Raw genomic sequence first — 19,261 nt, 5'->3', positions numbered from 1 at the left:
CCTTAGTCCTCCTTCTTTTTAATCGGCGCAAAGTTCGCAAGTAAACGTTTCGGTCCTTGAGATTTAAAGATAATATCGAGTTCAACCGTACCGTTTTTCTCATTCACATTGCTGACCATACCTTCTCCCCATGCTTTGTGAACCACTTTATCACCGACGTTCCATGTTCCAGATGCCACTTCTGAGCGTTTCGTTGTACGTCTGCTTGGACCGCGTTTAACAGGTCTTTGACTGCTGGAAGCTCCTGCATAACGACTCTCTGTTCTTGCAGGCTTATTCAATAAATCTTCAGGAATTTCTTTTAAAAATCTTGAAGCTGAGTTAGATTGTGTTTTACCAAATAACGTTCTGCTCGTCGCATGTGTTAAATACAACTCTTCTTCCGCACGTGTAATCGCCACATAACAAATTCTACGTTCTTCTTCCATTTCGTGATCATCATCACTCAAAATAGAACGGATATGAGGGAAGATTGATTCTTCCATACCCATAATAAAGACTACCGGGAATTCCAAACCTTTCGCAGAATGCATCGTCATCAATGTCACACCGTTTTCAATATCCGCTTCATCGATATCTGCGACTAATGATAAATCCGTTAGGAAATTGATTAATGATTGTTCTTCAAGTGGTGTGTTTTTCTCATAATCCATAGGAACAGACATAAACTCTTCAATGTTTTCTAAACGGCTGCGTGCTTCTAAAGTCTGGTCACGTTCCAACATTTCTTTATACCCTGATTTATTTAAGACTTCTTCTACAATTTCACTGACTTCTAAGAATTCTTGTTCTTGGATTAAATTTGAAATCAATGTATAGAAATCTATCGCTTGTTTAGTCACTTTTTTGGTTAAACCGATAAAATCTGCTTCAGCTAAGGCATCAAACATACTTAAATCATTTTGTCTGGCATACGCTTGAATTTTTTCAACAGAAGATGGTCCGATACCACGTTTTGGTACGTTAATAATACGTTGTAAACTGATATCATCGTTACTATTTGCGATTAAACGTAAATAACTTAATAAGTCCTTGATCTCTTTACGGTCATAGAACTTGTGACCGCCGACCATTGTATATGGAATATTCGATTTCATAAATGTTTCTTCAAGCACACGAGATTGTGCATTCGTACGATATAAAATCGCAATATCATTGAAGGATTTATTGTTTTCACGTTGCTGACGCATAATTTCTTTTACGACATATTGTGCTTCATCACTTTCGCTTTGTGCTTGGTAATAATTAATTTTTTTACCTTCTTGGTTCGCAGTCCATAGCCCTTTCGGCTTACGTTCTGTATTATTTTTAATTACTTCATTGGCCGCATTTAAAATGACTTTCGTTGAACGATAGTTTTGTTCAAGGAAAATCGTTCTCGCATTCGGATAATCTTCCTCGAATGACAAGATGTTTTGAATATCAGCACCACGCCAACCATAAATGGATTGGTCAGAGTCACCTACGACACATAAATTTTTAAATTTATCCGCTAATAGTTTCACAAGCGTATATTGTGCTCTGTTAGTATCTTGATACTCATCCACGTGGATATATTGGAATTTATTTTGATAGTATTCTAAAACGTCTGGTACTCGTTTAAAGAGATTGATTGTAGTCATAATCAAATCATCGAAATCGAGCGCTTCATTTCGAGAAAGCTGACGTTGATAACCTGCATACACACGTGCCACCATATCAGACATAAAGTCTGTTGCTTCAATTTCAGCGTCTTCAACTGTTTTAAGTTCATTTTTCATATTACTGATGGCAGATAAGAACATACGCGGATCATAACGTTTACTGTCGATATTTTCTGTTTTCAACACATCTTTAATGACTGACTTTTGATCTGTCGGATCTAAAATCGTAAAGTTGCGCTCAATGCCGATACGATCTGCGTCTCTTCTTAAAATACGTACACACATAGAGTGGAACGTTGACATCCAAATAACTTGTGCTTCTTCTCCTACTAATTTTTCAACACGTTCTTTCATTTCTCGTGCTGCTTTGTTTGTGAAAGTAATTGCTAAGACGTTATAAGGAGAAACGCCTTTTTCATCTAATAAGTACGCGATACGATGCGTTAGAACACGCGTTTTCCCTGAGCCTGCTCCGGCCATAATCAGCAGTGGTCCTTCAGTTGTACGGACTGCTTCGCTTTGTTCAGTATTCATATTGTCTAATAACGCATTCATCTTAAGATAACTCCTTTATTTTAACTGTTTTCAATGCTTGTTTGATATCGGTATAGACTAAATTGCCGACGACAATCGTATCTGCTTCTTTCGCCGCAACTTGCGCATCGCTTAATGAGCGGATACCGCCGCCATAAAACACATGTGCTTGTTCAACATTTTGTTTTGCAGTACGAACCATTTCCATATCTCCGAACGTGCCGCTATATTCTATGTACATGATTGGAAATTGATAGACTTTATCCGTCATCAATGCGTAAGCTTCAATATCTGATTCATCTAAATCTGTTTTTGCTTGTGTTTTCACCGCGGCTTTAGAATCAGGATTTAATATGATGTACCCTTGGAATTTGATTTCATCAAAATCCATCATATGACCGTATTCTTTAAGTGCTTCTAGCAATAAGCCATTTTGGTATTGTACATCCGGGCTGTTTAAGACCATCGGGACAAAGTAGAAGTCAAAACCAGGCATGATGCTTTCTAAGTTGGAAATTTCAAGGACGAGTGGAAGCGGATAACGACGGACACGACTCATCAATTGAATGACATTGTCTTCAGTCACATTATCAGTTCCGCCAATCACAATTGCATCTGTATTTGACATACAGATTTTATCTAAATCTTCATCATTGATTGTCTTTGCAGGATCTAATTTAAATACATGTTGCCACTTTTTTATGTCGTACATTTTACCGTTTCCCTTCTTTTAAACATACATTTGATTATATCATTTTTACCACTTAGATTCTAAACGGATATGTCTAAACAAAGAAAAACAGAACCTCTCACATCATAAGATGTGCAGGCTCTGTTTTGAACTAGTCATTTGTTTCGATATTCATGCGATCTAATACGACAGTATAAGCGTCGTTACCCCATTGTAAGGAGCGTTTTACTCTGGAAATTGTCGCTGTAGAAGCACCTGTTTCTTTTTCAATCGTTGCATACGTATAGCCTTGTTTAATCATTTTAGCAACTTGAAGTCTTTGTGATAACGATTGAATTTCATTTACAGTACATAAGTCATCAAAAAACTGGTAACACTCTTCTCTATTTTCAAGCGTTAGAATCGCATCAAACAGCTCATCTAATGCTTTACCGCGTAACTTCTCAATTTGCATATCAAACAACTCCTGTTCTTTGTGTTCATCTTTATCCTATTTTAACGTACTAATACATTAAAGTGTAGTCATGACCCTTAAGAAATTGTTGCGATATACAAATTTATGGTAAACATTAGTCAGCTAAACCAGCACGTTCGAAAATTGTATCCACTTGATTTAAGTGGTGTTTTGGATCGAAGGCTTTGTCTAAGTCTTCTTTGCTTAATACATCAGTAATTTGTGAATCTTGTTCAAGCAATTCTCTGAATGGTGTTTTAGTTTCCCAAGATTCCATCGCTTTTGGTTGAACTAAGTCATAAGCTTGTTCACGTACCATACCTTTGTTAATTAATGATAATAACACACGTTGTGAATAAATTAAACCGAATGTTTTGTTGATGTTAGCCATCATATTATCTTCAAAGACTGTTAAACGATCGATGATGTTTGTGAAACGATTTAATGCATAATCTAATGCGATTGTCACATCTGGTAACATAATACGTTCTGCAGATGAGTGTGAAATATCACGTTCATGCCATAATGGAACGTTTTCGTATGCTGTTGTAATGTAACCACGGATGACACGTGAAATACCTGTAATATTTTCTGAACCGATCGGGTTACGTTTATGCGGCATTGCTGAAGAACCTTTTTGGCCTTTCGCGAATGCTTCTTCTACTTCTCGTGTTTCTGTTTTTTGCAAGTTACGTACTTCAACTGCAAATTTCTCCATAGAAGTTGCGATTAAAGCTAATGTTGCGATGTAATACGCATGACGGTCACGTTGTAATGTTTGTGTTGATACAGGTGCAAAATCAAGACCTAAGTGTTTTGTAACGTATGCTTCGATTTCAGGTGGGATATTTGCGAATGTTCCGACTGCACCACTCATTTTACCTACTTCGATTTCTTTACGTACTTCTTTAAAACGTTTAAAGTTACGTACCATTTCTTGATACCATAATGCCATTTTTACGCCGAATGTTGTCGGTTCAGCATGCACACCATGTGTACGACCCATCATTAATGTATATTTATATTTTTTCGCTTTCGCAGCTAATACTTCGATAAAACGTTCAATGTCTTTTTCCAAAATATCGTTTGCTTGTTTGATTTGGTAGCTTAACGCTGTATCTACAACGTCTGTTGAAGTTAAACCATAGTGCACCCACTTACGTTCTTCTCCTAAAGTTTCAGAAACTTGACGTGTGAAAGCAACAACGTCATGACGAGTTTCTAATTCAATTTCTTTCGCACGGTCTACATCTACACGCGCATTTTCACGGATTTTTTTAACGTCTTCTTTCGGGATAAAACCTAATTCACTCCAAGCTTCACATGCTAGGATTTCAACCTCCAACCATGCTTCATAACGATTTTGGTCTGTCCAGATTTGTGACATTTCTTCACGAGAATAACGTTCAATCATTTCATAAACTCCTATCTTAAAGTTTGATTTTAAATGTGGACGCTCACAGAACATGTACATTCTTCAAAATATCCTGCAAAACGTTCGACTTTTTACTCTTATACTCTCTATTTTAACAGAATTTTTTTCAAATGTATAAGGCTTTCCAAACTTTTATCTAAAAAGCCCAACTCGTATTTCATATCAAAATACAAATTGGGCTTTCTGCACATTTATTGAATTTTCTTACCGACAAATTGTATATGTTGACGCTCAACTTCTATACTGCCGTCTTTATTTTCACGATAGACTGGTTTCTCAAACCGCTTCACTGGCATATAGCCCGCTTCACGCATACGTGCTAAACATTCTTGAATCGTTTCGTTTTCTGCTACTTCAAATTTCATCTGTATCATACGCCTTCAATCGTTTACTTCTAATACCTTTAACCCAGAAGCCGCCATGTAATGTTCGTGCTTCATAGGCAATGACGAATGCTTTGTCATCAAGTTGTTTGATCGTATCCATCAACTTAAGTTCAAAGCGTCTTGGTGTCAGAATTTGCATGACTAAACGTTCGCCGTCTCGACCATAAGCTGGGAAGTGTGTGACACCGTAACCTAAATTTCTAAGTTGTGTCGGTAAATCTAATTCGTAATTGGCTGTTGTCACATTGACTACAGAATAACCTAATGCAAGTTTCTCTTCAATTTTCATACCGACAATAATGCCGACAGAGAAACCAAACGCATAAGCTACAATATTTTGGAATTTATCCAAGTTAGCCATCACTAAGCCTAATCCGATAATATAGATTAACACTTCAAGGAAACTAACCGCTGCTGCGACATAACGGTAACCTTTTAAGGTAAGAATCGTACGAACTGTGAGACATGTCACATAAGCAACGTTAATGATAAAAATTGAGAGCAGCATCAGCCATGGATTTGCTGAAATTACTGACAAAATATATTACCTCTTTTCAAATTGAAATCTAGCTTATTTTATCAGTCGACTGATTATTTGTCACTCTTTTTCTTTCGATGATTCTGATTTTGGCCAAGTGTAGCGTGTGTATGCTAATTCTCGCTTATGCGCATTTCTTAAGTAGTGGCCTTCAATTACTTTTTGATCTTTTTCAGACACAGGTTTGCCTTCTAAATAATCATCAATCGCATCATAAGTCACGCCTAATGCTTCTTCATCTGGAAGTTGCGGTTTGTCATCTTCTAAATCAGCAGTCGGCACTTTTTCATAAAGATGTTTCGGTGCATTTAAGTATGCCAATAATTGACGCCCTTGTCGCTTATTTAAGCCGAATAGAGGCGCTATATCTGCAGCGCCATCGCCATATTTTGTGAAGAAGCCTGTAATATTTTCTGCAGAATGATCAGTTCCGATGACAATACCGCTTTGGTTTGCCGCAATCGCAAATTGAACTTTCATACGTTCACGTGCTTTTTCATTACCGCGTTGAAAGTCTGTTAATTCAAATCCAGCTTCATTCAATGCATTAACACTTTGATCAACTGCCGGTTTAATATTAACCGTGACAGTTTCATCTGGTTGAATGAACTTCAAAGCATCTTCAACTTCATCTGCGTCTTTTTGTACACCATATGGTAACTTAACTGCGATAAAGCGTACATTTCTGCCTTCTTCTCGTAGCTGTTCTACCGCAATTTGACACAAACGACCGGCAAGTGTTGAATCTTGGCCGCCTGAAATACCCAATACTAACGATTGGATAAAACCATGACTTTGAACATAGTGTTTAATAAAGTGAATGAGTTCATGGACTTCACTTTCACTATCGATGGATGGTTTAACTTTCATTTCTTTAACAATAATATCCTGCAATTCACTACTCATGTCGTTCCTCCATTTCTTTGACATCTTCTGCGACTTCAAAGATTTTTTGTTGTTTGTTATCCCAACATGCTTTACTTAAATCAACAGGGTACTCTTGAGGGTTTAAGAAACGTTTGTTTTCTTCCCATAGATGTTCTAAATTTGTTTTTAAGAAGGCTTGGGCTGTTTTTTCGTGTGGTAATTCATAAACTAATTTACCTTCAGTATAGATATCTTTATGCAGATCAATCGCTTCGAATGATTTTACTTTCTTACTTTTATACGTATGCACTGGGTGGAACAATTTCAATGGTTGTTCTGCATATGGATCTTCATGTGCAAGTGTAATATAATCCCCTTCTGCTTTACCTGTTGCTTTATTAATAATACGATAAACATTTTTCTTACCAGGTGTTGTTACTTTCTCCGCATTGTTTGATAGTTTAATACGATCTTGGTACTCACCTGATTCATCTTCTACAGCAACAAGTTTATAAACTGCTCCTAATGCTGGTTGATCATAACCTGTGATTAACTTCGTACCTACACCCCATGAGTCGACTTTCGCACCTTGTGCTTTCAAACTCATGATTGTTTCTTCGTCTAAATCGTTAGATGCAATGATTTTCGCATCAGTGAAACCTGCTTCATCTAACATTTTACGTGCTTCTTTAGATAAGTAAGCAATATCACCTGAATCTAAACGTATACCGATAAAGTTGATTTTATCGCCTAATTCTTGTGCCACTTTAATCGCTGTCGGCACACCTGATTTTAACGTATGGAAAGTATCTACTAAAAAGACACAGTCTTTATGACGCTCTGCATATTTTTTAAATGCAACATATTCATCACCATAAGTTTGTACAAAAGCATGCGCATGTGTACCGGATACAGGAATACCGAATAATTTACCCGCTCTGACATTACTTGTAGAATCAAAACCGCCGATAATAGCTGCTCTTGCTCCCCATAATGCTGCGTCTTCTTCTTGTGCACGTCTTGTACCAAATTCCATTAATAAGTCGTTAGGTGCGACTTGTTTAATCCTGCTTGCTTTTGTCGCAATCAACGTATGGAAGTTAACGATATTTAATAAAATCGTTTCAATTAATTGTGCTTGAATTAATGGCGCCTCTACCCTTACTAAAGGCTCATTATTAAAACATACTTCGCCCTCTTCCATTGCTCGAATGTTTCCAGTAAAGCGCAAGTCTTTCAAATAATCTAAAAAGTCATCTTGGTAACCAATAGATTTTAAATATGTTAAATCCGTTTCAGTAAAATGGAAATTTTCGATAAATTGAATAATTCTGCGTAATCCATTAAATACAGCATAACCGCTGTCGAATGGCATCTTGCGGAAATATAAATCAAAGACCGCCTTTCTTTCATGAACATTATCATACCAATAACTTTCAGCCATATTAATTTGGTATAAGTCATTATGAAGCATTAAGCTGTCATCTCTAAATTGATACATAACTTTCTCCCCAATCAACCTTTTTTGTTTAGTTTATCACATTCTTATAGGCTTTTATACATTCCCCGTTAGGGGGTATGTCATTCTTCGTACAATTGTACCGAAATTGAAATTAAATCAATTAATTTTGTAAATACTTTTTTATTAATGTAATAATTTTGTCAGATTTAGTTGGATTTCTATATTTTGTGTGACATCTTTACTAGGGGTTTTCCCTTATTACTCCTATAATAAAGATGAGGTGAAGAAAATGTTATTAGAGAAAGCGACTGAATTTATTCACACAATGTATCGAGAGTTGAATTATGACGAAAATGTTATTCAAGAGAGATTAGAAGCAATCGAAAAGGAAATTAACGAAACTGGCACGTATCACCATACGACGGAAGAACTAACATATGGTGCACGTATGGCCTGGCGTAATTCCAATCGTTGTATCGGACGATTATTTTGGGAAACGTTAATCGTTCAAGATGCACGTGACGTCAAAGACAATGATGCCTTTATCGAATCTATCCACAAACATTTAGACGAAGCGACAAACGGTGGAAAAATTCAATCTTACATTACGATTTATGCGCAAGAAGAAGATCATCCGCCTATCATCTATAATAATCAATTAATTCGCTATGCAGGTTATGAAGATGCTGGGGATCCTGCGGAACGCGAGATGACTAAAACTGCACAACACTTAGGTTGGCAAGGTGCAGGTACAGATTTTGATGTCTTACCATTGATTTATAAATTGCCTGGTGAGCGCTTCCCGCGCCTGCATGATTTACCTGAAGAACTGGTCCTAGAAGTTCCAATCGAACACCGCCATTACCCTAAACTTGCTGACTTAGGATTGAAATGGTATGCGGTACCGATTATTTCTAGTATGGATTTAAAAATCGGCGGTATTACTTATCCAACAGTACCATTTAATGGCTGGTATATGGTAAATGAAATTGCTGTACGTAATTTTACTGACACATACCGCTATAATTTAATAGAAAAAGTTGCAGAAGCGTTTGAATTTGATACACTTAAAAATACTTCATTCAATAAAGATCGTATTATGGTAGAACTGAATGATGCAGTGTATCATTCGTTTAAAAAAGTAGGTGCATCGATTGTCGATCACCTAACAGCTGCTAAACAATTCGAACACTTTGAATCCAATGAAGCAAAAGCCAATCGTGAAGTTACTGGAAAATGGTCTTGGCTCGTACCATCACTGTCACCTACTCTGGTTTCGAACTATCATCATGGGTATAAAAATGTGATGAAAGAACCAAATTTCTTTTATAAGAAACCAGCAGAAACAACTGGGTGCCCTTTCCATTAACTGTGCGTCACATCAAAGGGGAAATGCAAAAATGAATTTATATTATTTAGGTCCAAGGGGTACATTTTCATATCTTGCTTCTAAAAAGTATTTAACAGAAACAGAAGCTGACTATCATCCAAAATCCAACTTATATGAAGTCGTTCAAGCGGTTCAAAATGACTCAGATAGCATTGGTATCGTACCGATTGAGAATTCAATTGAAGGCACAATCAACATCATCGCAGATGGCTTAGCACATCAAAATATATACGCTATTGGTGAAATCCATTTAAATATCCAATTCGGATTATATGCTTTAGCTGGTACACCAATTGAAGCGATTGATACAGTGTATTCTATCGCACCTGCAATCAGTCAAACTAACCAATTTATCCAGCGTCATCAATTTCAAATCGGCTATTCAGAAAGTACCGTTCAAAGTTTAGATTTTATTGATGAACATACGGGCGCGATTGCACCGCTAGGTATCAATGAAGATCATCGTCTAGAAGCAATTGAACAAAATATTGAAGATTTTCCACATAATGTGACCCGCTTCTTAATCATAGGTAATCACTTAACTATCGCTGAAGATGCGACAGACACTGTATTAATGATTACACCAGAACAAGATAGAGCCGGGTTGCTTGCGAATATTTTAAATACATTCGCAATTTTCAATATCAACTTATCTTGGATTGAATCACGTCCGCTTAAAACACAATTAGGCAGATATCGCTTCTTTGTCCAAGCCGATGCTACGCTTAATTCTGAATTAGACAAAGTGATTAAAATACTTGAAACCTTAGATTATCAAGTGAAAATCATCGGTTCTTTCAAGAAACAAACTAAATAAGATATATTCTAAATAAACTGGGTCGAACCTTGCTTTCAAAGTTCGACCCAGTTTTATTATTGTTATTCTACTTCAATCAGATAGTTCATTTTACTATTTGAATAAGTTTTTAATATAAGAGAATTTCCCTTTGTAAGGCGGGAATATTATTCCAGATTCTAAGCGTGTAGTTTTATAAATATATGATTTCTCGTGTGTGAATGTATAGAACGAATACTTACCATGATACTTACCGAAACCAGAAGCGCCTACACCGCCGAATGGCAGATTTGGATTCGCTAACTGCATTAACGTATCATTGATAGCACCGCCGCCAAAGGATAGTTCATTTAAGACACGATCCGTATTATTTTCATCTTCACTGAACAAATAGAGTGATAACGGACGTGTTCGTGCTTGAATAAATTCGACCGCTTCATCAAATGTTTGATACGTCAACAACGGTAAAATCGGTCCAAAGATTTCTTCTTCCATCACTGAATCTTGTGGAGTCACGTTATCTAATACCGTTGGCGCAATATAACGTGAAGGTTCATGTGTTTCACCGCCGATAGCCACTTTATCTTGATTGTCCTGAATCAACGCTTGTAAACGCTCAAAATGCTTATCATTCACAATGCGTCCGAAATCTTCACTTTTATCCGGTTCTTTGCCATAGAACTCTTTAATAGTACCTTGCAAGGCTTTGATCAAGTCTGCTTTGACCGACTCATGGACCAAGATATAGTCAGGAGCTACACATGTTTGACCCGCATTGATAAATTTTCCAAACGCAATACGTTCACTTGCGACTTTCAAATTTGCTGTCTCATCTACAATAACCGGTGACTTGCCGCCAAGTTCTAACGTCACAGGTGTCAAATGACGACTTGCTGCTTCATATACAATACGTCCGACACGTTCACTGCCTGTAAAGAAAATATAATCAAATGGTTGTTCTAACAAGACTTGTGTCTCTTCAACACCGCCTTCAACTGAAGTAATATAAGCTGATTCAAATGCTTCTTCAACGACTTTTGTAATCACAGAAGCTACATTCGGTGTCAGCTCTGAAGGTTTGATAATTGCTGTATTACCAGCTGCGATCGCACCAATTAAAGGTTCAAATACAAGTTGAACTGGATAGTTGAAAGGTCCGATAATCAAAACTGTGCCTAATGGTTCTTTTTTAATATAACTTTTACTCGGGAACAAATAGAGCGGCGTGTTCACTTGTTTCGTTTTCGCCCATTTATGTATATCTTTACGAGCGGCACTGATACTTTTTAATACGACACCGATTTCGGTCGCATACGCTTCTACTTTATTTTTTCCTAAGTCTAAATGCAATGCGGCTAAAAGTTGATTTTCATATTTATTAATCGCATGTTTCAATGCTTTAAGTTGTTTTCTACGGTATTTAATATCTTTAGTAATATGCGTTTTAAAATACCCTTGGCAGTCTTTAAATTTTTCCTCGATTGATTTCAAAGGTTCTCTAACTCCTTTCGTACAATTATCCTTGTTACTCAATTTTACCCTAATTTTAATCTTTTATAATGATTTTATTACTTTTACCAACACTTCAATTACCAAAATTTATAATAAAAAACTGGAAAAAGCAAGATGACACAATGAATGCTTGTTTGTTTATCATCTTAGCCCATTCCAGTTTAATCTATATTCATGCATAAACAGCGTCTAACTGCTTATGATAATGTTTCAGTGATTGGCGGTACGATTTGTTTCTTACGAGATACTACACCTGGTAAGAATGCTGTGTTGTTATCTAACTCAACACCAAATGCTTGCGCAATTTTATCTTTGTCTTCACCTAATACTAAGATAGCTGAATCACTATTTAAAATATCTGTCGCAACTAATACGAAGATATCATATTCAGCATTATTTAATGTTTCAGTGATAGCTTGTTCTAACTCAGCTTGACGGCCTAAAATTTCATTTAAGTCTACTGTGTTAACTTGGCCGATACGTACTGTGTAATCACCCATGTTGAATGATTTTGCATCTGCATTGATTAATTCAACTGCTGTTTTATTCAATGTAGAAGCACCTGCTTTTAACATTTCTAAACCGTATTCTTGTGCATCTACACCAGCAATTTTTTCTAATACTTTTGCTGCGTCTTTATCTTGCTCAGTGCAAGTTGGTGATTTGAATAATAAGCTGTCTGAAATGATGGCAGATAACATTAAACCAGCGATTTCCGGTTTGATATCAAAGCCTTTTTCATTGAACATTTTGTATAAAATTGTTGCTGTGCAACCTAGTGGTTCTGCACGGTAGCATAACGGACCAGCTGTGTGGAAGTTAGCGATTCTGTGGTGATCCACAACGTGGCGGATATTGGCACCTTCAATTGAATCTGCACTTTGTTGGAATTCGTTATGGTCTACTAAAATAACGTCTTTACCTGTTAAATCATCTGATAATAATTCTGGTGCTTCTACTTTAAAGTAATCTAAAGCATATTGCGTTTCAGGGCCCACTTCACCTAAGCGATATGCTTTCGCAGAAGTATTGCCGTTTAATTGTTCAAATTCAGCCATAATGATGGCAGAGTTAATTGCGTCTGTATCTGGACTTTTATGCCCGAAAATATAAGTACTTTCCATGTCCTGAGACACTCCTTGTCATTAATTATTGTAATTCATACCTATTTAATCCTATTTTATCACGAGTCTATTCTGTTATTCTACCTTCGCACCTAAGACATTTTTAAAATGTTCTAAGGCAAAGTTATGACCTTCTGGATTAAACGATGCAACACCTTTTGTCGGTATAGTGATTACATACCCTTTATTATAACCGGAAATAGCTGTATGCAGTACACAAATATCTGTACATACACCAACAATTTCGATTTCAGTAATACCGCGTTCACGTAATAAACTATCTAAAGGTGTACCAAAGAAAGAATCGTAGCGGCGTTTATCTAAATAATGCACATGTTCATGTGATTCAATTTTTTCATAAACATCTTTAACTTTACCGTATAAATCTCTTCCTGAAGTGCCTTCGATATTATGCGGCGGGAATAATTTACTTTCTGGATGATACGGATCGTTTTCATAATGCAGATCCATCATGACAAAGATTGCTTCCCCTTCTTTATCATACGCTTCCATACGTTCTGCGATAAAATTGTCTAGCGCCTGACCAGGTTCTCCACAAGTCAACTTGCCGTCCGGTGCGACAAAATCATATGAATAATCTACAACAATTAAAGCTTTTTTTGCCATAATGCGTTACCCCCAATTTTGTGATATCTTGTTAATTAATAGGATAACCTAAATTTGACAAATTATCGAGTTTACCCCGTTTTATACAAACAATGAAATAAAGAAAGCAGGTCAAAACCATGTTGATATACCCAACTGAATTCGGATTAACAGGTCAAAATAAACATAAGGATACAAAAGCATTACAGCATGCATTAAATCTCGCAAAACAACATCCAGGCAGTATGATTTTTGTGCCGAAAGGAGAATTTCATGTCAAACGTGCCTTAACGATTTATGAAGGCACGACATTATTCTTACATGAAGAAGCAATTATTAAGCGTCAAGGCAAAGATGCATTACTTAAAAATGGGATGCGAAATGGACTTTATCATGGTTATACCGGCAATAGCCATATCACAATTATCGGCGGTACATTCGATATGAACGGCAGTCGTTTTCCAGACAACAACACTGCGATGTGCTTAGGTCACGCGCAAAGTATTGTATTATATAATATCCGCTTCAAAGACATCGTCGGCGGTCACGCAATTGATGCATGCGGTGTTGAAGATACGCTGATCACACGCTGCAGTTTCGAAGGCTTTTTAGATATTGATGGTGATCGCAGCTTTTCTGAAGCAATACAACTTGATATTCAAGTACCAGGTGCTTTCCCTAAATTCGGAACGCGAGATGGTACAATTACAAGAAACACTATGGTTTCTGAATGCTATTTCGGTCCTTCAGAAACACCAGGCTTCAAGAGTTGGAATCGCGCAATCGGTTCACATGCAACACGTCACAATCAGTTTTATCACGATATTTTTATCTATCGCAACACATTCCATCAGACACAAGATTTTGCGTTGACACCTTTTAAAGCACACAACTTATATATCATGGACAATCATTTCTTAAATTGTGCTGGCGGCGTGCGTTTTTTAGGCACGAAAGATGATAAAAACACTGCAGATGTACTGACTGGACAACGTATGGGAGCTCAAGGCGGTCGTGAACTTTATATTATTAATAACCAGTTTGAAGGGCCTATGACCAAAGACGCGATTCATATTCGCGGTTACTATAATACGCAGCACAAAGATGTATTAATTGCTGAGAATCAGTTTGATACATCACAAACTTTAACATTGCATGATATTGATGGTCTGTATTTAGATCAACCAGAACTAAAACCTGCACAAATCAAACGTCGCAACCTTTCACACATCTATCAATCACCAACACTTAAATCATAATTAAAATTAACATAAAAGAAGGAGATAGGTTTAAAGTACAATACTTTAGCCTATCTCCTTTATTATTATTTAAGTGGTTTTAATGGTTCGCTAATATCTATACCTAATGCATATGGCATTAAGAAATAAACTACTAATATAATGAGAACTGCACTGATTAAGTTGACCCAGAAGCCGACACTTGCCATTTTCTTAATAGAAATCAAACCTGTCCCGAAGACAATGGCGTTCGGTGGTGTACCGACTGGCATCATGTAAGCACAGTTTGAAGCCATTGCGGCTGGCACCATTAATAATAATGGGTGCACGCCGATTGCGACAGATAGTGTTGCTAAAATTGGTAAAATCATAGTCGCAGTCGCTGTATTGGATGTAACTTCTGTTAAGAATAACACAAACATAGTGATTACAATCACGATGAGTAAAGGACTGACACCATTTAATGCTGTCAATTGTGCACCTAACCATTTCGCTAAGCCGCTCTCTGAAATACCTTTTGCTAGAGCTAAACCGCCTCCGAATAAGATCAGTACGCCCCATGGCAATTCTTTCGCAACTTCCCAGTCAATAATGCGTTTGTATTTTTTATTATTTTTAGCTGGAATAATGAATAATAAAATTGATACGAACATCGCAATCGTACCATCTTGAACAAGTGAGGTCGGTCCCCATTGTTTGAGTAAAAACTCTCTGATAATCCATAAAATACTTGCTATGGTAAAGACAGTGAAAACAACTTTCTCTTCAAATGTGACTTTGCCTAATTCTTTCAACTTGGTTTTGATTAAATCATCACCGCCAGGCAAATGTTTCAATTCTTGTTTAAAGGCAACAAAACGTAAGTAAACCCAAGCCAAGAATAATAAGATAATAACTGTCGGAATACCAATCAACATCCATTTCGCAAAGCTGATTTCTTCACCGAATGCTGTATGGTATTGCCCTTTCAAAATAATTAAAGGCGGTGTTCCAATCAATGTTCCCATACCGCCAATCGTTCCTGCATAACCGATCGCAAGGACTAATGACTTTTCAAATTTAGATAAATTGTGTTTATGATGTTCTTTATCGTTCAAAGCTTTCGCTTCTGCGATAATCGCTAAGCCGATTGGAATCATAATCATTACTGCTGCTGTATTAGATACAAACATTGATAAGCCGCCAGTTGCTAACATAAAGCCTAATAAAATTTTCCCAGTACTTGTTCCGATACTATTGATAATAATTAAAGCTACGCGTGTATGTAAGTTCCATCTTTCCATCGCAATCGCAAGCACGAAGCCGCCTAAGAATAAGAAAATAATATCATTACCATATTCAGAAGTAACTTGTGCAGGATCCATGACATGACCTATCGGCATCAGCACTAATGGCATTAAGCTGGTTGCCGGAATAGGAATCGCTTCTGTAATCCACCACACCGCAATCCATGCAGTACTTGCTAAAACGAAAACCCCTTGATGTGATAAACCTTCAGGATGTACAAACATTAAAATCAACGCAAAGAGTACAGGTCCTAAAATCAAACCTATTAATTGGCCTAAGTTATAAGATTTTTGTTTCTTTGGTTGAGAAAAGAATGTCAGACGTCCCGGTATGCGAAAAGTTGTTTGATGTGAATGACGCATAACCAATCCCCCCTTGAATTCAACATGTTTTACTTTAAATCAATCGAAAATTAAATCTGATACTGATTTAAAGCACCCCTGTACATGTTGTTTTTTTTAATTTTATCACAAAAATCCGTATATTTAACCAAAATCATGCAAACGGTTACATAACCTTTTATAATTCATATGATAAATAATTCTTATAACATTTCCATAAAAAAACCAGCACCTATCAAAAGATGCTGGTTACTCTATAGCATTTACAACTGTTTTACTTTAATCAAAAATGACACAGACACCTTCTGCAGCATGTTGTTTGTCATCTGTTAATGTCAGTTGACCTGTTTCTTTATTACGTTTTAAAACAGTCACTGGAGAATCCCCTTCTTGATGTGCACATACAATATATTGATCATCATCTGAAATATTGAAGTCACGTGGGAATTCACCGCCAGTTTTCACGATTTCAACTAATTTTAATGCGTCACCTTTGTCGCTGACTTCGAATACTGCAATACTGTCGTGACCACGGTTGCTGACATATAAGAAACGTTGGTCATGAGATAAATGTACTGCAGCCAGTTTCGTTGCTTCTCTGAAGTCATCTGGAATCGTTACATAAACGCCTACTTCTTCAAAATGGCCGTCATCATATTTGGTAACACTCACTTTATTTGAAAGTTCATGTACAACATATGCATAAGGTTGATTTTCATGGAATGCGATATGGCGTGGGCCATAACCTGCAGTAAATTCAGATACCGCTGCTTCATGATAGCCTTCTTCATCATATGTGTAGCTGACTACTCTGTCTGTACCTAAATCGCATGCAGCAACATATTTTTTATCTGGAGTTTGTTGCACATAATGGACATGTGCATGTTCTTGACGTTCATGCGGGCCTGTCGGATATTTATGTTCCAACTCTTCAATTAAACGTACAACTTCACCTGTTGCTGCATCTAATTCGTATAAACGTAAAAGTCCTGCACTATAGACCGCTTCAAATAAATAATTGCCATCTTCTGATACAGAAATATAACATCCTGTGCCTTCGACAGAGTCTAAGCATTTATTAAGTAAAGTCAATGTGCCGTCATTTTCAACTCTGAAACTTGCGACACCGCAGCGTTCGCCTTCTTTCGTAATCGCATATAAAAATTGATTGTGGCGTGCAATAAAAGTAGAAGCCTCAATTTCATAGGCAGTCGCAACTTCAGTGACTGCTGCTTTGTCTTCGTCTAGTACGAAGCGGTAAATCCCTTTACCCTCTTTCTTTGTGTAAGATCCAATATAACCTGATTTCGTCATATTATTACCTCCTCATCTTACCTCCTATTGTACGGGATTATTCTGAAAAATGATAATAGTTCAATTCTGAAACGGTTTTCTTCTGCTAAACTATTAATTACAGTTGAAAATACGAACAAGTGTTCGTATAATGAAATTATCAACTCTTACTCAAGCAGGTGATAGTGATGGAAACGTCTAAAGAAGAAACAGACTATCGAAAAATTCCACGGGAGGAACTCGATGCGAATATCCCGATGGGCAGAGGCATGGTGAAATGGGCACCGTTTATTATATGTACTAATCTCATAAAAAATCTAATTTAATAGGGTTCAAACATAATTTATATATGTATTATGTTTGAACCCTATATCTATTTATTTTTTACTAATATCATTTAAAATGTCTCGCAATTCTTCAATTTCTTTGTTATTTAATTCTTCATTTTTCGCAAAATTAAGCACTAAACTTTTCATATCCCCTCCATACAATTTATTAAGAAAGGTTTTAGCAGTTTTCATTTTAATATCATCTTCTTTAATAATTGATGAGTAAAAATAAATATTATTATATTTATATCGTTTTATAATCTCTTTTTTATATAGTCTTGTAATTAATGTTCTAATCGTCTTATCGCTAACTTCTTTATTTTTTTGAATCTCAACTACAATTTCATTAGCTGATACTGATTTTTTATTCCATATTATATTCATAACATCCCATTCAGCCATAGATATTTCAACTTGCTTATTGGCCATTTAAAACACCCATTTCTTTTAATATTTTTTCATTTATTAATTTAGCATTTTCACCAGAGGCTTTTTCATCTGATAAATGTGTAGAAAAATAATACTTATCATGATTTGTAATTACGTAACCTACAAACCACCCATTATTATATTTCCCGTTTACTATACCTGTACCTGTTTTCCCATACAATTCATAATTTTCATTTTTTCTAATCAATAACGAAGAAGATAATTGTTTCTTTTCATTTTTACTAAAATGGTTATTTTGTTCCATCATATTTTTTAAAACTATTACTTGTTCAAGATTAGATATTTTCAAACTATCTTCCAACCAATAGGCTTTATAACTTCCCAAATTTTTATTACCATAATTTAATTGCTTGAGTTGATCAGAAGTATAGTTCTTTGATAATTGATTACTAATACGTTCGAAGTACCAATTAACTGAGTTTTGTATTGCCGTATTTAAATCTTGATCCTTATTCCAAGAATCGAAAGGATAATGATTATGATTCCATGACATACGTGAATTTTTATCACTTATAATATGACGGTCAAGTCCAAACAGTGCTAAATAAATTTTGTAAGTTGAATCAGGAGAATATCTTTTTCTACTTTCTTTTTCATTATAAATATAGTATTTGTCTTTCTTCATGCTGTACATAACGAAAGATCCACTATTTGAACCAAAATTTTTACTTTCATCTAAAATTTGGTAATCGCTTTGTAAGGGCTTTTTATAATTATAATCAGTTAAGGATTGCCCCATTAAAAACTGGCTTTGAATTATCATGATAAAAAAAGTAAAAATACAAATAAAAATTAGAATTAATTTTGACTGCTTCTTCAGATTGCCTTCTTTTATATTAATTAATCTTCTTTTGAGTAATGATTTTTTACCATTAAATGAATGGC

Annotated in this window: 18 protein-coding genes; 3 read left to right on the top strand and 15 right to left on the bottom strand. The window is 36.0% G+C overall.

Annotated elements, in window-relative coordinates; all coding sequences use genetic code 11:
* Window positions 1-2: 2 nt before the first annotated feature.
* From pcrA to CD112_RS09580, 8 genes are all read right to left on the bottom strand, one after another.
* Complete coding sequence (gene pcrA, locus CD112_RS09615) at window positions 3-2,198, bottom strand: DNA helicase PcrA (protein WP_057510589.1); 2,196 nt, start codon at window positions 2,196-2,198, stop codon at window positions 3-5.
* Window position 2,199: 1 nt separating this feature from the next.
* Window positions 2,200-2,889 carry a heptaprenylglyceryl phosphate synthase gene (pcrB, locus tag CD112_RS09610; RefSeq protein WP_057510588.1) on the bottom strand — a complete coding sequence of 230 codons (690 nt, stop codon included), beginning with the start codon at window positions 2,887-2,889 and terminating at the stop codon, window positions 2,200-2,202.
* Window positions 2,890-3,019: 130 nt separating this feature from the next.
* A complete protein-coding gene (locus CD112_RS09605) occupies window positions 3,020-3,322 on the bottom strand; it encodes a YerC/YecD family TrpR-related protein (protein WP_023015874.1) in 303 nt (100 codons plus the stop codon).
* Window positions 3,323-3,437: 115 nt separating this feature from the next.
* A complete protein-coding gene (gene purB, locus CD112_RS09600) occupies window positions 3,438-4,736 on the bottom strand; it encodes an adenylosuccinate lyase (protein WP_002481685.1) in 1,299 nt (432 codons plus the stop codon).
* Between the two features lie 212 nt (window positions 4,737-4,948).
* Window positions 4,949-5,122, bottom strand: a complete 174-nt coding sequence (locus CD112_RS09595) for an NETI motif-containing protein (protein ID WP_002481686.1) — start codon at window positions 5,120-5,122, stop codon at window positions 4,949-4,951.
* Complete coding sequence (locus CD112_RS09590) at window positions 5,112-5,651, bottom strand: DUF2179 domain-containing protein (protein ID WP_371099748.1); 540 nt, start codon at window positions 5,649-5,651, stop codon at window positions 5,112-5,114. Before CD112_RS09590 ends, CD112_RS09595 begins: the two co-directional genes overlap by 11 nt.
* A 90-nt stretch (window positions 5,652-5,741) precedes the next feature.
* Entirely contained in the window at window positions 5,742-6,587 is an 846-nt protein-coding gene (gene nadE / locus CD112_RS09585; protein ID WP_002481688.1) for an NAD(+) synthase, read from the bottom strand.
* Window positions 6,580-8,049: a nicotinate phosphoribosyltransferase gene (locus CD112_RS09580; RefSeq protein ID WP_002481689.1), complete on the bottom strand. Its 1,470-nt coding sequence runs from the start codon at window positions 8,047-8,049 to the stop codon at window positions 6,580-6,582. The genes nadE and CD112_RS09580 overlap by 8 nt, the downstream gene beginning before the upstream one ends.
* 250 nt (window positions 8,050-8,299) lie before the next feature.
* Here CD112_RS09580 and CD112_RS09575 point away from each other — a divergent pair, with 250 nt between their 5' ends.
* Window positions 8,300-9,379, top strand: coding sequence for a nitric oxide synthase oxygenase (locus CD112_RS09575; protein WP_002481690.1), 1,080 nt, complete (start codon window positions 8,300-8,302; stop codon window positions 9,377-9,379).
* Between the two features lie 31 nt (window positions 9,380-9,410).
* Window positions 9,411-10,217: a prephenate dehydratase gene (locus CD112_RS09570; protein WP_002481691.1), complete on the top strand. Its 807-nt coding sequence runs from the start codon at window positions 9,411-9,413 to the stop codon at window positions 10,215-10,217.
* Between the two features lie 93 nt (window positions 10,218-10,310).
* Here the strand turns inward: CD112_RS09570 and CD112_RS09565 are convergent, their stop codons facing one another.
* The 3 genes from CD112_RS09565 to CD112_RS09555 form a co-directional block, all read right to left on the bottom strand.
* On the bottom strand, window positions 10,311-11,687 hold the full coding sequence (locus tag CD112_RS09565) for an aldehyde dehydrogenase (RefSeq protein WP_070626219.1): 1,377 nt from the start codon (window positions 11,685-11,687) through the stop codon (window positions 10,311-10,313).
* Window positions 11,688-11,905: 218 nt separating this feature from the next.
* Window positions 11,906-12,832 (bottom strand): manganese-dependent inorganic pyrophosphatase, encoded by a 927-nt coding sequence (locus CD112_RS09560; protein WP_103364219.1) that lies wholly within the window; start codon window positions 12,830-12,832, stop codon window positions 11,906-11,908.
* A 75-nt stretch (window positions 12,833-12,907) separates the two neighbouring features.
* A complete protein-coding gene (locus CD112_RS09555; RefSeq protein ID WP_070626216.1) occupies window positions 12,908-13,459 on the bottom strand; it encodes a cysteine hydrolase family protein in 552 nt (183 codons plus the stop codon).
* A 119-nt stretch (window positions 13,460-13,578) separates the two neighbouring features.
* Between CD112_RS09555 and CD112_RS09550 the strand changes: the two genes are divergently transcribed.
* Window positions 13,579-14,697: a glycosyl hydrolase family 28-related protein gene (locus CD112_RS09550; RefSeq protein WP_103364218.1), complete on the top strand. Its 1,119-nt coding sequence runs from the start codon at window positions 13,579-13,581 to the stop codon at window positions 14,695-14,697.
* Between the two features lie 65 nt (window positions 14,698-14,762).
* Here the strand turns inward: CD112_RS09550 and CD112_RS09545 are convergent, their stop codons facing one another.
* From CD112_RS09545 to CD112_RS09525, 4 genes are all read right to left on the bottom strand, one after another.
* Window positions 14,763-16,325, bottom strand: a complete 1,563-nt coding sequence (locus tag CD112_RS09545) for an SLC13 family permease (RefSeq protein WP_070626214.1) — start codon at window positions 16,323-16,325, stop codon at window positions 14,763-14,765.
* Between the two features lie 258 nt (window positions 16,326-16,583).
* The gene (gene pglS / locus CD112_RS09540; protein WP_103364217.1) at window positions 16,584-17,618 is read right to left on the bottom strand and encodes a 6-phosphogluconolactonase; all 1,035 of its coding nucleotides are present in this window, start codon (window positions 17,616-17,618) and stop codon (window positions 16,584-16,586) included.
* A gap of 356 nt (window positions 17,619-17,974) precedes the next feature.
* On the bottom strand, window positions 17,975-18,355 hold the full coding sequence (gene blaI, locus CD112_RS09530) for a penicillinase repressor BlaI (protein WP_001284658.1): 381 nt from the start codon (window positions 18,353-18,355) through the stop codon (window positions 17,975-17,977).
* A partial coding sequence (locus CD112_RS09525; protein ID WP_258026707.1) for a penicillin-binding transpeptidase domain-containing protein occupies window positions 18,345-19,261 on the bottom strand: 917 nt, incomplete at its 5' end. The genes blaI and CD112_RS09525, both read right to left, overlap by 11 nt.

It is taken from the genome of Staphylococcus simulans, from assembly GCF_002902285.1.
In the GTDB taxonomy this organism is placed as follows: Bacteria; Bacillota; Bacilli; order Staphylococcales; family Staphylococcaceae; genus Staphylococcus; species Staphylococcus simulans.
Note: the sequence above shows the minus strand (reverse complement) of the source record. Positions and strands in the feature narration are given on the sequence as shown.

Bases quoted from the DNA above. Each gene is read 5' to 3' on its own strand.
- blaI (WP_001284658.1), bottom strand. From the start codon at position 18,355: ATGGCCAATAAGCAAGTTGAAATATCTATGGCTGAATGGGATGTTATG.
- CD112_RS09595 (WP_002481686.1), bottom strand. From the start codon at position 5,122: ATGAAATTTGAAGTAGCAGAAAACGAAACGATTCAAGAATGTTTAGCA.
- CD112_RS09580 (WP_002481689.1), bottom strand. From the start codon at position 8,049: ATGTATCAATTTAGAGATGACAGCTTAATGCTTCATAATGACTTATAC.
- pglS (WP_103364217.1), bottom strand. From the start codon at position 17,618: ATGACGAAATCAGGTTATATTGGATCTTACACAAAGAAAGAGGGTAAA.
- CD112_RS09605 (WP_023015874.1), bottom strand. From the start codon at position 3,322: ATGCAAATTGAGAAGTTACGCGGTAAAGCATTAGATGAGCTGTTTGAT.
- CD112_RS09570 (WP_002481691.1), top strand. From the start codon at position 9,411: ATGAATTTATATTATTTAGGTCCAAGGGGTACATTTTCATATCTTGCT.
- nadE (WP_002481688.1), bottom strand. From the start codon at position 6,587: ATGAGTAGTGAATTGCAGGATATTATTGTTAAAGAAATGAAAGTTAAA.
- CD112_RS09560 (WP_103364219.1), bottom strand. From the start codon at position 12,832: ATGGAAAGTACTTATATTTTCGGGCATAAAAGTCCAGATACAGACGCA.
- CD112_RS09545 (WP_070626214.1), bottom strand. From the start codon at position 16,325: ATGCGTCATTCACATCAAACAACTTTTCGCATACCGGGACGTCTGACA.
- pcrB (WP_057510588.1), bottom strand. From the start codon at position 2,889: ATGTACGACATAAAAAAGTGGCAACATGTATTTAAATTAGATCCTGCA.
- CD112_RS09590 (WP_371099748.1), bottom strand. From the start codon at position 5,651: ATGCTGCTCTCAATTTTTATCATTAACGTTGCTTATGTGACATGTCTC.
- pcrA (WP_057510589.1), bottom strand. From the start codon at position 2,198: ATGAATGCGTTATTAGACAATATGAATACTGAACAAAGCGAAGCAGTC.
- CD112_RS09555 (WP_070626216.1), bottom strand. From the start codon at position 13,459: ATGGCAAAAAAAGCTTTAATTGTTGTAGATTATTCATATGATTTTGTC.
- CD112_RS09575 (WP_002481690.1), top strand. From the start codon at position 8,300: ATGTTATTAGAGAAAGCGACTGAATTTATTCACACAATGTATCGAGAG.
- purB (WP_002481685.1), bottom strand. From the start codon at position 4,736: ATGATTGAACGTTATTCTCGTGAAGAAATGTCACAAATCTGGACAGAC.
- CD112_RS09550 (WP_103364218.1), top strand. From the start codon at position 13,579: ATGTTGATATACCCAACTGAATTCGGATTAACAGGTCAAAATAAACAT.